The 13129-nt window shown below is 46.9% G+C and carries 19 protein-coding genes; 13 read left to right on the top strand and 6 right to left on the bottom strand.

What is annotated here, in order from left to right; genetic code table 11:
- The 5 genes from EXT46_RS18555 to EXT46_RS18575 all read left to right on the top strand — a co-directional run.
- Positions 1 to 144, top strand: a 144-nt coding sequence (locus EXT46_RS18555) for an EF-hand domain-containing protein (protein WP_130149063.1), incomplete at its 5' end; no start/stop codon positions are given.
- 62 nt (positions 145 to 206) lie between these two features.
- Positions 207 to 419, top strand: coding sequence for a calmodulin (locus EXT46_RS18560; protein ID WP_130149064.1), 213 nt, complete (start codon positions 207 to 209; stop codon positions 417 to 419).
- A 35-nt stretch (positions 420 to 454) separates the two neighbouring features.
- The gene (locus tag EXT46_RS18565) at positions 455 to 673 is read left to right on the top strand and encodes a calmodulin (RefSeq protein ID WP_022946910.1); all 219 of its coding nucleotides are present in this window, start codon (positions 455 to 457) and stop codon (positions 671 to 673) included.
- Between the two features lie 46 nt (positions 674 to 719).
- On the top strand, positions 720 to 938 hold the full coding sequence (locus EXT46_RS18570; protein ID WP_022946911.1) for a calmodulin: 219 nt from the start codon (positions 720 to 722) through the stop codon (positions 936 to 938).
- Positions 939 to 965: 27 nt separating this feature from the next.
- Positions 966 to 1181 (top strand): EF-hand domain-containing protein, encoded by a 216-nt coding sequence (locus EXT46_RS18575; protein ID WP_022946912.1) that lies wholly within the window; start codon positions 966 to 968, stop codon positions 1179 to 1181.
- A gap of 68 nt (positions 1182 to 1249) precedes the next feature.
- Here EXT46_RS18575 and trkA read toward each other — a convergent pair whose 3' ends face one another.
- Genes trkA through def form a run of 4 tightly spaced genes read right to left on the bottom strand, consistent with a single transcriptional unit; the run spans position 1250 to position 5394 of the window.
- Positions 1250 to 2626, bottom strand: a complete 1377-nt coding sequence (gene trkA / locus EXT46_RS18580; RefSeq protein ID WP_022946913.1) for a Trk system potassium transporter TrkA — start codon at positions 2624 to 2626, stop codon at positions 1250 to 1252.
- A 7-nt stretch (positions 2627 to 2633) separates the two neighbouring features.
- A complete protein-coding gene (rsmB, locus tag EXT46_RS18585) occupies positions 2634 to 3917 on the bottom strand; it encodes a 16S rRNA (cytosine(967)-C(5))-methyltransferase RsmB (protein ID WP_130149065.1) in 1284 nt (427 codons plus the stop codon).
- Positions 3910 to 4869, bottom strand: a complete 960-nt coding sequence (fmt, locus tag EXT46_RS18590; protein WP_130149066.1) for a methionyl-tRNA formyltransferase — start codon at positions 4867 to 4869, stop codon at positions 3910 to 3912. Before fmt ends, rsmB begins: the two co-directional genes overlap by 8 nt.
- Positions 4870 to 4881: 12 nt before the next feature.
- Entirely contained in the window at positions 4882 to 5394 is a 513-nt protein-coding gene (gene def, locus EXT46_RS18595; RefSeq protein ID WP_022946916.1) for a peptide deformylase, read from the bottom strand.
- A gap of 130 nt (positions 5395 to 5524) precedes the next feature.
- Between def and EXT46_RS18600 the strand changes: the two genes are divergently transcribed.
- The 6 genes from EXT46_RS18600 (at position 5525) to hemF (ending at position 10416) form a co-directional block, all read left to right on the top strand.
- Positions 5525 to 6652: a LysM peptidoglycan-binding domain-containing protein gene (locus EXT46_RS18600; RefSeq protein WP_130149067.1), complete on the top strand. Its 1128-nt coding sequence runs from the start codon at positions 5525 to 5527 to the stop codon at positions 6650 to 6652.
- A 46-nt stretch (positions 6653 to 6698) separates the two neighbouring features.
- Positions 6699 to 7820 (top strand): DNA-processing protein DprA, encoded by a 1122-nt coding sequence (gene dprA, locus EXT46_RS18605; protein ID WP_130149068.1) that lies wholly within the window; start codon positions 6699 to 6701, stop codon positions 7818 to 7820.
- A 1-nt stretch (position 7821) separates the two neighbouring features.
- Positions 7822 to 8295: a DUF494 family protein gene (locus tag EXT46_RS18610; protein WP_045980674.1), complete on the top strand. Its 474-nt coding sequence runs from the start codon at positions 7822 to 7824 to the stop codon at positions 8293 to 8295.
- 61 nt (positions 8296 to 8356) lie between these two features.
- Complete coding sequence (locus EXT46_RS18615) at positions 8357 to 8935, top strand: topoisomerase DNA-binding C4 zinc finger domain-containing protein (protein ID WP_130149069.1); 579 nt, start codon at positions 8357 to 8359, stop codon at positions 8933 to 8935.
- A gap of 3 nt (positions 8936 to 8938) precedes the next feature.
- Positions 8939 to 9502 (top strand): L-threonylcarbamoyladenylate synthase, encoded by a 564-nt coding sequence (locus EXT46_RS18620; RefSeq protein ID WP_130149070.1) that lies wholly within the window; start codon positions 8939 to 8941, stop codon positions 9500 to 9502.
- A 2-nt stretch (positions 9503 to 9504) separates the two neighbouring features.
- Complete coding sequence (hemF, locus tag EXT46_RS18625) at positions 9505 to 10416, top strand: oxygen-dependent coproporphyrinogen oxidase (protein ID WP_130149071.1); 912 nt, start codon at positions 9505 to 9507, stop codon at positions 10414 to 10416.
- A gap of 4 nt (positions 10417 to 10420) precedes the next feature.
- Here hemF and EXT46_RS18630 read toward each other — a convergent pair whose 3' ends face one another.
- The gene (locus EXT46_RS18630; RefSeq protein WP_130149072.1) at positions 10421 to 10879 is read right to left on the bottom strand and encodes a group II truncated hemoglobin; all 459 of its coding nucleotides are present in this window, start codon (positions 10877 to 10879) and stop codon (positions 10421 to 10423) included.
- A gap of 26 nt (positions 10880 to 10905) precedes the next feature.
- Between EXT46_RS18630 and aroE the strand changes: the two genes are divergently transcribed.
- Both aroE and EXT46_RS18640 read left to right on the top strand, forming a co-directional pair.
- Positions 10906 to 11730, top strand: a complete 825-nt coding sequence (gene aroE, locus EXT46_RS18635) for a shikimate dehydrogenase (RefSeq protein ID WP_130149073.1) — start codon at positions 10906 to 10908, stop codon at positions 11728 to 11730.
- Entirely contained in the window at positions 11727 to 11975 is a 249-nt protein-coding gene (locus tag EXT46_RS18640) for a DUF1488 family protein (protein ID WP_053911913.1), read from the top strand. The genes aroE and EXT46_RS18640 overlap by 4 nt, the downstream gene beginning before the upstream one ends.
- Here EXT46_RS18640 and EXT46_RS18645 read toward each other — a convergent pair.
- Positions 11947 to 12495 (bottom strand): gamma carbonic anhydrase family protein, encoded by a 549-nt coding sequence (locus EXT46_RS18645; RefSeq protein ID WP_053911912.1) that lies wholly within the window; start codon positions 12493 to 12495, stop codon positions 11947 to 11949. The two genes, EXT46_RS18640 and EXT46_RS18645, sit on opposite strands and share 29 nt — an antisense overlap.
- Between the last annotated feature and the right edge of the window lie 634 nt (positions 12496 to 13129).

Raw genomic sequence — 13129 nt, forward strand, 5'->3', positions numbered from 1 at the left:
GATTTCTCTACTTTAGATGCAGACGGCAATGGCGCTATCAGCAAGCAAGAAGCAGCAGTGGATGCAGAGCTTAGCAAGCACTTCGACAAGCTAGATACCGATGGTAACGGTGAGCTGTCAAAAGAAGAGTTCGAGCAAGCTTAAGCAATATTTGAGCGCTATTCGCTCTTTCTCACGCACTTTATTTCCGTTAAGAGGGATTTGTTATGAAAGGTATGACGTCAACAATCGCATTTGTCACTTTAGCTGCATCAAGTGCTGTCTTTGCAGCAGATTTTAACGCACTTGATGCCGACGGCAATGGCGCTATCAGTGTTCAAGAGGCCTCTGTCGATGCCGCTCTAATGGAGCAGTTCGATCAACTCGATACAGATGGCAACGGTGAGCTCTCAAAAGCAGAGTTCGATAAAGCCGAGTAACCCAATTATTTACCAAACAAGGTAAGGAGCAAGTTGTGAAAACCATGAAACACACAGTCGCATTAATGGCACTTGTAGGCGCATCTTCAGCTTTCGCATTGGATGCAGATTTCAACACTATTGATGCCGACGGCAACGGCGCTATCAGCATGGAAGAGGCGTCTAAGTATCCTGAGCTTATGAGTCAATTTAAAGACTTGGATACTGACATGAACGGTGAGTTATCTGAGCAAGAATTTGCTAAAGCGCAGTAACGACTGCGCAACACCGGACAACACCACACAGTAAAGAGGATACATTATGAAAAATTCAACAAAAGCAGTCGCTATCGTAGGTTTAGTAAGCGCATCATCAGCATTCGCATTGGATATGGACTTTAACAGTGTAGACGTAGATAGCAACGGCGCTATCAGCATGGAAGAAGCGTCTAAGTATCCAGAGCTAATGCAGCAGTTCAAGGATTTGGACGCCAATAAAGACGGTGAGCTGAGCGAAAAAGAATTCGCAAAAGCTGAGTAATTTAACGCCAACTAAGAGGAAAGCATGATGAAAACGACTAACACACTACTTGCTATGGCGATTTTGGCTTCTTCTGCAACAGCTATCGCAGGTTCTACTTTTGATACATTGGATGTCGACGGTAATGGCAGCATCAGCAAGGAAGAGGCAAGTGCAGATGCAGCGATTCTAACTAAATTTGATGAGCTTGATATTGATGGAAATGGCGAGCTATCTAAGGAAGAATTTGCTCACGCTGAGTAAATACCCAGACCCATTAGAGCAACGCAAAAGCAGTCTTAGTCCACCCACTAAGGCTGCTTTTTTATGTTTTACAGAAACATGGCACTGACTTGGAAGAGCTTCTCAACCACATGAATGTGCTTTTTATCTATCAAGAACATAATGACATGGTCACCACTTTGGATCACTGTATCATCATGGGCTATCAGTACGTCATCATTGCGCACGATAGCGCCAATAGTGGTCCCTGCAGGTAGTTTAATTTCAGAGATAGCTCTGCCTACCACTTTAGAGGTGTTCTCATCACCATGGGCTACGGCTTCAATTGCCTCTGCCGCGCCTTTACGTAACGAGTAAACATTGACGATGTCACCGCGTCTTACGTGAGTCAGCAGGGCTGAAATGGTCGCTTGCTGTGGTGAAATAGCAATGTCAATTTCGCCGCCTTGCACCAAGTCAACATAGGCGCCACGTTGAATGAGCACCATGGTTTTTTGCGCCCCCATACGTTTTGCCAACATAGCTGACATAATATTGGCTTCGTCGTCATTGGTCACCGCAATGAATACATCGACTTGCTCAATATGCTCTTCTGATAGCAGCTCCTGATCAGACGCATCACCACAAAAAACAACAGTATCATCGAGCATTTCAGATAATTGCTCAGCTCGTTGTGGGTTACGCTCCAGCAGCTTAACGCTATGGTTTTTTTCCAACGAGCGCGCTAAGCCAGCACCAATGTTACCGCCACCGGCGATCATGATCTTCTTATAAGAACGCTCAAGCTTTTGCAGTTCACTCATTACCGCACGAATATGCTTGGTTGCGGCAATAAAAAAGATCTCATCGTCGGCTTCAATCACAGTGGTGCCCAAGGGTTTAATAGCCTTGCCTTGGCGGTAAATTGCAGCAACACGAGTCTCTACATTGGGAATGTGCTCTTTCAATGCTGATAGCGCATAACCAACGAGTAAACCGCCATAGTAGGCTTTGACTGCGACCAGAGACAACTTGCCATCGGCAAATTGCAGCACTTGTAAGGCCCCTGGGTAATCAATGAGGCGACGGATGTACTTGGTAACAAGTTGCTCAGGAGCGATATAGTGATCCACTGGCAAATCGTCATTATGGAACAACTGCTGACGATAGCGCAGGTATTGCTCCGAGCGAATACGGGCAATCTTGGTGGGTGTATTAAAAATACTGTAGGCCACTTGGCAGGCCACCATGTTGACTTCATCGGAGCTGGTGACGGCAATAATCATATCAGCATCTTCAGCGCCGGCCTTACGCAAAATATCCGGGTGAGCACTGTGCCCAGTGACTCCTTGCAGGTCATATTTGTCCTGTAGCTCGCGCAAGCGATCGCCATCAATGTCGACAACGGTGATTTCGTTCTGCTCGCCGACAAGGTTTTCAGCCAGTGTTCCGCCGACTTGCCCCGCGCCTAAGATGATAATTTTCATTGCTATATCACTGTTTTATTATTTTTGCGTAATAGAAGCCATCGGTGTCGCCAGGTAATAATTGCCACCCTGGTTGAGCTAAAGAGTCTTGCTCGTGCAGTGGGCTATGCTGAGCATCACTATGGCGTGTGAAGAAGGCTTTCATCTGCTCTTGATTCTCTTCTGATAGCACCGAACAAGTGGCATACAGTAAAGTCCCGCCCGGCTTCAATAATGGCCAAATAGCATCAAGGATTTGTCCCTGTAGCTTGGCGAGCTCGTCAATATCAGAGTGCCGTCTTAACCACTTAATATCAGGATGACGGCGTATCACCCCTGTTGCTGAGCAGGGAACATCCAATAAAATGCGATCAAATTGCTGACCTTGCCACCATGACTCAGTGTCTTGTGCTTGGGCGCAAACAAGTTCGGCATCAAGATGTAATCGCTGTAAGTTAGCGCGCACTTTGTCTAGACGTTCAGCGTCACAGTCAAGTGCCACCACTTTTGCATCGGCCAACTCAAGTATGTGACAGGTTTTGCCGCCCGGCGCGGCGCAGGCGTCGAGCACATATTCACCATCTTGTGCGCCAAGCAGCCTCGCGGCTTGCTGGGCAGCTGCATCTTGGACAGAGCTTGCCCCTGCGAAAAACTCTGGTAGTTTCTGCACATCCACAGCTTTTTTAAGCTTTATTGCATCTTGGTAATCGGCAAATTGACTGTACTCGATACCTTGTTTGCTGAGCAGGTGCCCATATTGCTCGCAAGTATACTGACGTTGATTCACGCGTAACCACATGGGCGCTTGCGCCTGGTTTTGGGCAACAATGGTGTGCCAATGTTCTGGGTAGTCGCGCTTAAGTTTTTTTAACAACCAGCCTGGGTGATTATATTTACAAGCATCGATCTGTGTTGCTGCCGCTTCGAGCTCATCGCGTTGGCGCTGGAAATTGCGTAATACGGCATTAACTAGGCCCTTCAGGCCAGGTGCGCGCATCGCTTTGAGTGCATTAACGGTTTCACCGACTGCGGCATGCTCGGGAACACGCATATGTATTAATTGGTACAGGCCAACATAGAGTAAAAACTGATAGACACGACGTTTACCTTTGAGGGGTTCATCCAGCAGTTGCTGACAATAAAATTCTAGGCTTGGCAGGTAGCGTAAGACGCCATAACAAATTTGCTGCATCAAGGCCTTATCTTTTGGATTGAGGTCCCGGCTGTAGCGGGGCAGAGCTGCCGAGAGAGAAACCCCGCGATCGACGACGTGATAAAGTGTGTGCGCCGCTTGGGCGCGAACATTACTCATGGGTTTCGCCTGCAATATGTGCCAAGGTGCTACCTACACTGACCCAGTCGGCTCGACCGTTTAAAAAGTCTTGGGCGGACATGGGTTTTTTACCTGGCGGTTGAAGCTCGGTAATGCACAGAGCATGGTTGGTGCAGGCGACCACAATACCGTTTTTATCGGCCCGCAATATTTGCCCTGGTGCACCTTGCTCGGTAACAACGTCGGCTTGCCACACCTTGACGGTATTGCCTTGCATCTTGGTAAAACAAATAGGCCATGGGTTAAAGGCTCTCACGTTGCGAGCTAATTGCTCGGCATCAAGCTGCCAATCTAACTCCGCCTCTTCTTTAGATAATTTTTTAGCGTAGTTTGCTTGAGCATCGTCTTGGGGTTCTGGCTCTATGGTAGAGAGCTTGGCTAAGGTATCAATTAACGCTGCTGGGCCTAAGTCTGCAAGTTTAGCGTACAATGAAGCTGAGGTTTCATCAGCGGCAATGGAGCAACGAGCAATACTCAGCATATCGCCAGTATCAAGACCTTCATCCATTTGCATAATAGTGATGCCAGTTTCCTTATCGCCAGCCCAGATAGCGCGCTGAATAGGGGCTGCGCCTCGCCAGCGAGGTAAAATGGAGCCGTGGACATTGAGGCAACCTAATCTGGGGGTTGTTAAAATCGCTTTTGGCAATAACAACCCGTACGCAACTACCACCATAACGTCGGCGTTTAGCTCTGCAAGTTGCTGTTGTGCCTGCTCGTCTTTTAGAGAAGTTGGCTGATAAACAGGTAAGTTATGCTCTAAAGCAAGCGTTTTAACCTCACTGGCCTTGAGCTTTTTTCCTCTACCTGCGGGGCGATCAGGCTGGCTGTACACGCCAACCACCTCATGTTCTGAGTCAATAAGTGCCTGCAAATGGCGGGCGGCAAAATCCGGCGTACCGGCAAATACGATGCGAAGAGCTTGAGTCACTGTTTATCCTTGTTACTGAGCTTTTGCGGCAAGACGCGCTTCTTTTTCAAGCTTCTTGCGAATACGTTGGCGCTTCAAAGGAGATAAGTAATCAATGAATAGCTTACCTAGTAGGTGATCTAATTCATGTTGAATGCAAATGGCCAGTAAGCCGTCGGCGTCAAGGCTGAATTCTTCACCTTGTTCATTCAGGGCTTTTACTGTCACCGTTTCAGCGCGATCAACCTTCGCATAGGAGTTTGGAACGGATAGACAACCCTCTTCACTGACCGTAGAGCCGTCTTTATGAGTAATCTCAGGATTAATAAGAACCAACGGCTGGTCGCGCTCGTCGGAAACATCGATGACGACGATACGCTGATGAATATCAACCTGGGTGGCCGCAAGACCAATACCATTTTCATCGTACATGGTCTCTAACATGTCTTTGACGATGGTGCGAACATCATCGTTAATATCGGTTACTGGTTGAGCGACTGTGCGCAAACGTTCATCAGGGAATCGAAGTACTTCTAAAAGTGCCATAGCTACCTTATTAAAAATTGTGCTAAATATCGGGTATTGTGTTATGTTTTTATTTTAGCCATTCGTGTGCACCTTTAACAGGTTATTGGGTAATAATTATAATAAAACAAGCTTGAGGAAGCTCATTACAATGATAAAACAGCTATCGGCTGCCGTATTAGCACTTGCGGCTGCTTTTCCATCATTAGCAGATGTTCTAACGGTAAAAGAAAATGCCCCTGAGCAGTATGTGGTAGAAAAGGGAGATACGTTATGGGATATCTCTGCTATTTATTTGGACAAGCCTTGGTTATGGCCAGAGCTGTGGCAAATGAATCCACAAATTGATAACCCTCACCTTATTTATCCGGGTGATACGTTATACCTTGTGTATGACGCTCAGGGTCGACCTCGCTTAGTGATGGAGCGTCCAGAAAACTATCAAAAACTAACTCCCCATGGTCGCAAAACCATGAAGAGTGATAGCGCTATTCCAACTATTTCTTTAGAGCTATTGCGTCCATTTTTAACCTATGAACAGGCGCTAAGTGAAGAGCAAATAGCGGCTCAGCCCTATGTGTTAGGTGCTAATGAGAACGTTAAGCGCCCAACTAAAGGCCACATTCTTTACGTTAAAGGCGATTTAGAACGTAACCGTAACTACGCTATTTACCACAAAGATGATCCTTACATTGACCCACAAACAGAAGAAGTGCTTGGTTACGAGGTTAAGCTCGTTGCCACTGCGCGTGCGTTCCGCTCGGGAGACTTCGATAACGGTGTGCCAGCCTCTGTGTTTGTTAACGATGTGAAGCGTGAAATTAATGCTGGTGACTTCTTACTGCCCGTCAGCGAAGGGCAAAGCTTGCCAGCGTTCTTTAAAATGCGTCGCCCTGACAAGGCAATTGATGGCGAAATTATTGCGTCAACCAATGAGCTGCGTGAATTCAGCAAGATGGACATCGTGGTACTCAATCGTGGCCTGACAGACGAAGTGAAAGCAGGACATATGTTTGATATTCGTCGACAGTCACCCACCGTGGTTGATGGTGATGATGGGCCAAGTTATAAAGAAGACGCGAGCACTTACGAGAAAGTTGCGTCTAACATTGAAGAGTCCTTTAATTTCGAAGAGGATGGTGACAACACCACGTGGCATATGCCGAAAGAGAAAGTCGGCGAGCTTATGGTACTGAAAGTACAAGATAGAGTGAGCTATGCTATTGTCACAAAAACGCTACGCCCAATTCGCGTTGGCGATGTAGTCAGTGTTAATTAGTAACAGCTGATCGTACACTGCGTTGGGTTGTGCTCAAGGAGGGAGCATGGCACACCAGTTACCGTTATCATCGGCCTCGTCAGAGGCCGATTTACATTTCCATCAAGCCGCATTACTGGCTTTGCTCTATGTTCGTGGACTCAGCTGCCGCGATGTCAATAAGTTGCTTACGCATGTACCGTTAGCTCGCATGGTTACGGAGCCTGAGTGTTTGCAATGCTACGGCGTAAAAGCCAACATCATTGGAGCCCTTTCAGCGCTTAATATTGCTAACTACAAGCGCAAGATTCAAGCATTCAAACATCAGGGTATTGATGTTATAGCCTTGGGTACGTCTGCTTACCCCGAGCTGTTAGCTGAGTTACCCGATCCACCGCTATTACTGTTTTGCAGAGGCAATACCCAGCTTCTCAAACTACCACAAATCGCGATGGTCGGCAGTCGCAGTGCTTCGCTTGCTGGGAAGCGATGTGCCCAAGAAATAGCCCAGCAATTGAGTGCTGCGGGGCTAACAATCACTTCAGGCATGGCAATGGGCGTAGACGCCATGTCTCATCAGGGGGCACTGATGGCGACAGGTCAAACTGTAGCTGTGCTTGGCACTGGTGTTGATATTTGTTACCCCCGCCGCAATAAAGCCTTACGTGATGATATTTTGGCAAAGGGTCTGTTAGTCAGTGAGTTTGTGCCCACAACTCCGGCTCGGGCTATGCATTTCCCTAGACGTAATCGCATTATAGCTGGCTTATCGGTCGCTACTTTAGTGGTTGAGGCTGAGCGTAAGAGTGGCTCATTGATCACGGCTGAACTGGCTGCGGACTATAACCGAGAGGTAATGGCTATACCGGGCTCGATTAATAATCCCTATGCCAAAGGCTGCCATAAGCTAATAAAAGAGGGCGCGGCCTTGGTCGAATCAGCAAAAGATGTATTGCTCGAGTTAGGTTTTTCTGCGCAAAACGGTCTATATATAAAGAGTGAACCTACTTACCGTGAGGATGAAAACAGCATACTTCGTCATATTGGTTACGAGCCTACTTGCGTTGATGACATTGCTAGTAGCGCCGAAGTACCCATTACAGAACTACTGACGCAACTAGTCGATTTAGAGCTGGAGGGGCTAATAGAGAGCACCTCAGAGGGCTATGTAAAAACAGGGGGCGGGTAACATGTTTGATATCCTAATGTATTTGTTTGAAAACTATATTCACAGCGAGAGTGAAATTTTTGTTGAAGAGAACGTACTCACCGACGAATTACGTAAAGCAGGGTTCAACAACAGCGAAATATTTAAAGCACTGGATTGGTTGGAGCAATTAGCTCAGTTGCAATATAGCGACGAGCGCCCTTATTTGCATAATGCCCCAACTGGAGCGTGCCGTATCTATACCGAATACGAAAGTATGAAACTTGATACTCAGTGCCAAGGCTTTTTAATGTTCCTAGAGCAAATTGGCGTTATAAATAGCACAACTCGAGAGATGGTTATCGATCGCGCTGTGGCACTGGACCAAGAGCAAATTGCACTGGACGATTTGAAGTGGGTGGTACTGATGGTGTTGTTAAGTGTGCCTGGGCAGGAGCAGGCTTATGCACAAATGGAAGATTTAATTTTCGATGACCCGAACCCAACACTGCATTAAGCTTGATCTCTGTGTTGGGGTCAGTATATTGGGCGCAAATTCACCAAAGTGCGAGTAGTGCGTGAGCAAGATCGACCATTCGTTATTTAATGCTAATCAACATGCTCTAGAGAAAGAATACGAAGTGTGTCCCCAGTGTGGTTGTGAGTTGGTGATGCGGCACTCTAAGAACGGTCCTTTTTTAGGGTGCGCAACCTACCCGAAGTGTGACTTCATTCGTCCTTTGCACCAACATGACACAGCCGTACTTAAGGTATTAGACGATAATCCCTGTCCTGAGTGTGATTCGCCTTTAGCGGTGAAAAACGGCCGCTTTGGTATGTTTATCGGCTGTACCAATTTCCCTCAGTGCCATTACATCGCCGATCAAAAGCAACAGCAGCCAGAGCAAAACCTAGTAACCTGTCCAAAGTGTCATGATGGTCGTTTAACTAAACGTAGTAATAAATATGGTAAAACCTTTTACTCTTGCGATGCTTACCCCAAATGCAAATACAGCTTGAACTATGAGCCCGTGGCTCATGCTTGCCCGCAGTGTGATTGGCCGGTCATGGTCAAGCGTAATCTTGCTGGGGGACCTGTGTTACAATGTCCGCAAAAGTCCTGTGGGCATAAACAAGCTGAGAATGTGGAGAGTTAGAAGGTGTCAGAGCCAATCACAGTAGACCCGGTTGTAAAAAGCTTACAACAGGGTGAGGTTATTCTTTACCCAACAGAGGCCGTGTACGGGCTGGGTTGCGACCCAATGAACCAACAGGCAGTAGAAAAGCTATTGGCTATTAAGCAGCGTCCGGTTGAGAAGGGTTTAATTCTTATTGCCGATAATTACGGTCAGTTGCTGCCTTATGTCGCCGATCACAAAATTCCTATGGATAAGCGCGCTGATATCTTTTCGCAGTGGCCAGGCCCTGTCACTTGGGTGATGCCGGCTGCCGCTGATACGCCCAAATGGCTTACTGGCAAGTTTGATAGCATAGCGGTGCGAGTGACCAATCACCCAACTGTGAAGCGTTTATGCCAAGCCTTTGGTGGCCCTTTAGTGTCAACGAGTGCCAACTTAAGTGGTGAGCAGCCGGTTAGCTCAATTGCGGCTGCGAAAGCGGCGTTTGCCGAACAAGTGGGTTGCTATGTTGATGAACCCTTAGGTGGCCAGCAACAGCCCAGCACTATAAAAGATGCCCTCAGCGGGCAAACGTTTCGAGGTTAATCATGGCATCACAACTTTTAGCACAAGTGAAAGAATACCTTAAAGCGTTGCAGGATGAGATCTGCGCTGGTCTAGAGAAAGCCGATGGCAAGGCACAGTTTGTAGAAGATGCTTGGCAGCGAGAAGAGGGCGGTGGCGGACGTACGCGCGTTATTCGTGACGGGGCTATTATCGAGCAAGGCGGTGTCAATTTTTCTCACGTATTTGGTGCGTCAATGCCTGCATCAGCAACAGCACATCGGCCTGAGCTTGCTGGACGAAGTTTTCATGCGTGTGGTGTCTCATTAGTTATTCATCCGAAAAACCCGCATATCCCAACCAGCCATGCCAACGTACGCTTTTTTATCGCTGAGAAAGAGGGCGAGCAGCCTATTTGGTGGTTTGGTGGTGGATTTGATTTAACACCTTTTTACCCTGAACGTGAAGATGTAGAGCATTGGCATCAGGTTGCTAAAGATTTATGCGACCCATTCGGGGAGGATGTTTATCCAAAATATAAGAAGTGGTGTGATGATTACTTCTATTTGAAACATCGTGATGAAACCCGAGGTGTTGGCGGATTATTTTTTGATGATCTCAATGAATGGGGATTCGAAAAAAGTTTTGCCTTTATGCAGGCGGTGGGTAATGGCTATTTAGATGCTTATCTGCCGATAGTCAGTAAGCGAAAAGACACTGACTATGACGAACAGCAGCGCCAATTTCAGCTTTATCGTCGCGGTCGTTATGTAGAGTTCAATTTAGTTTGGGACCGAGGCACTTTATTTGGCTTGCAAAGCGGTGGCCGTACAGAGTCTATTCTCATGTCTATGCCACCGCTGGCGAGATGGGAATATGACTATACACCCGCCCCAGGTACTGCCGAGGCGAAACTATATGAGCATTACTTAAAGCCACAGGACTGGCTAGCTTAGTACGCTACTGTGAATTGATCATATGACTTGCAAGCTGCGCCAATGATTGGCGCAGGTTTTCTCGCAGTACCGGGTTGTCAATTTCTTGATCAAGCGCTTTGTTCATACAATGCATCCACTGGTCACGTAAGCCTTTATCAATTGGAAAGGGCATATGGCGCTGTCTTAGGCGCGGGTGGCCGTATTGTTCTACAAATAAATCAGGCCCACCGAGCCAGCCAGAGAGAAACTCAAAAAACACCTGACGAATGCGGTCTAATGGCTGGGGATGCATATCATATAAAGGTTTTGCGTATTCATCTTGAGCCATAATATCGTAAAATCGATTAGCTAGAGCGCGGGCCCCTAGCTCACCTCCAATCATATCATAAGGAGTCTGTGACACGGTCGGGTGCCCGGTTTTGGCAGCGGTGGTTGATGAATTTGCATCTTTTTTGAGGATGCGTTTAAGTAACTGCTTCATAGCCTGCTCAATTATTAGGAAAGATAATGGATAAATACGCGGTTTTTGGTAACCCTATTAAGCACTCTAAATCTCCCCTTATTCACCAAGCGTTTGCTCGCCAGCAGGGGGTAGAGGTGGATTACCAGCGCATTTTAGCACCGTTAGCAGGCTTTGAGCAGTCGGTGACTGACTTTTTCGCCACCGGTGGCAAGGGAGCCAATGTCACTTTGCCTTTTAAAGAACGTGCTTTTGCGTTGGCTGACACCTTAACTGAGCGCGCGCAATTAGCGGCAGCGGTTAATACCTTAGTGCTTACTCCGCAAGGCAAGTTAATGGGCGACAACACCGACGGCATTGGCTTGGTCAGCGACTTGCAACGGGCCTTTGGTCAGCTGCGCGATAGACATGTATTACTACTCGGAGCGGGAGGAGCTGCGAAAGGGGCTGTATTACCCTTAATCGAAAGTGGTATCGGCTCACTCACGATCGCTAATCGTACCGCAAGTAAAGCACAGCAGTTGGCAGAGCGTATAGAGAGCAACGTAGCGGTTCATGGCTGTGGCTTTACGGAGTTGAGTGAAGGCCCTTTTGATATTGTTATCAACTCCACTTCGTCCAGTGTTCACGGTCAGGTTCCAGATATTGATACTAAGGTAATGAAACACTGCCAGTATGCTTATGATATGTACTATGCCGATCAGCCAACCAGCTTTATGCGCTGGGCAGGTGACATAAACAATTATGTTTCTTGTGTTGATGGTCTCGGCATGCTGGTGGCTCAAGCCGCTCATGCATTTGCCTTGTGGCGTGGCTTTATGCCTGACTGCGAACCAGTCATTCGTGCCTTAAGAGAGGGGCAGTTAAAATGAATCAAGCTATCCAATTCGTAGATCGTGTAGAGTACATCAATGGAGTACTCACCTTTTACGCTATGGCCAATGGCATGCTAATACCCTGCACTATAGATATGGACAATATCGAACGCAGTGATGCGCTTACACACTTTGCGAAATTAAGATTTGACTACGAAGAGGTCGCGCAGCAACTTATCGAAGATGAGGAGTTTACCGCCGAGGGCCAAGTGGTTATTCCACCACTGGCACCACTTCGTTAAAGTATTCGTCTTTTAAGCGCACATAATTATCTGCGGATACTTTCAAAAATTTACGTTCGTCATCACTCAGTGGTCGAGCTTGCTTTGCTGGGCTGCCAACATACAAGTATCCAGAATGCAGCGTTTTATTCGGGGGAACAAGCGCGCCACCGGCGATAATCACATCATCTTCGACGGTGACGTTGTCCATGATAATGGCACCCATACCAACGAGAATACGGTTTCCTAGCTTGCAGCCATGGAGCATGGCCTTGTGTCCTACCGTGACATCGTCGCCAATAATAAGTGGGTAACCTTCGGGGTTCGCTTTACTGGCACGCGTAAGGTGCAGTACCGAACCATCTTGAATATTAGTGCGTTTACCAATGCGCATATAGTTTACATCGCCGCGAGCGGCTACGAGTGGCCAAATACTTGCGTTCTCAGCGACCTCTATATCTCCAACCAGCACCGCTGACTCATGAACATAGGCGGTCTTATCAATATTCGGTGCTTTACCTTTGTAGCTTTGTATAGTCATAGTTATCCCTTTAAGGTGATCTTGTTCCACTTTAGCTAGCGCTCTGCCGAAGCACAATAGAGTTGGCGAAAATGTGTTCGGGAGATCGGTTTTCTCCCTAACATGAGGTAATTATAGCGTTAATAACGTAGTAAAAGTGTTTATATAGGCCGGAATTTGAGCGAACGATCTATTTTTTGCAGTTTTCTTTAAAAAAGGGGTTGCGTGGAAATCGAATCTCCCTATAATGCGCATCCACCGACACGGCGGACTGCTTACAAACAAGCGATTCAACGAGTTGAGTGAGTCAAGTAAAACTGAGTTTTAAAAAGCGCATTGAAAAATGCAAACTTCTTAAAATAAAGTGTTGACAACAAAGCAGGGTTGAGTAGAATGCACAGCCCTCGAGACGCGAAAGCAACTCGAAACGTTCTTTAAAAATATGAAGCAATCATCTGTGTGGGCACTCGTACAGATTGAGTTCTAACAGCTGATTTCAGTTTTACTGAATGACGCAAACAAATTTAGAGTCTCAATTGAGCTGAGTGACCAACAGCAATAAAGTAATTTATTGCAGTACAGTCAATTCGTTCTTGGAAACAAGAACAAAATCAGTATTCATTGAGCTGAAGCTTAGGCTTCAAAAAACTTTTAA

This window comes from Pseudoalteromonas sp. CO325X (assembly GCF_004208955.1).
Classification (GTDB): Bacteria; Pseudomonadota; Gammaproteobacteria; order Enterobacterales; family Alteromonadaceae; genus Pseudoalteromonas; species Pseudoalteromonas ruthenica.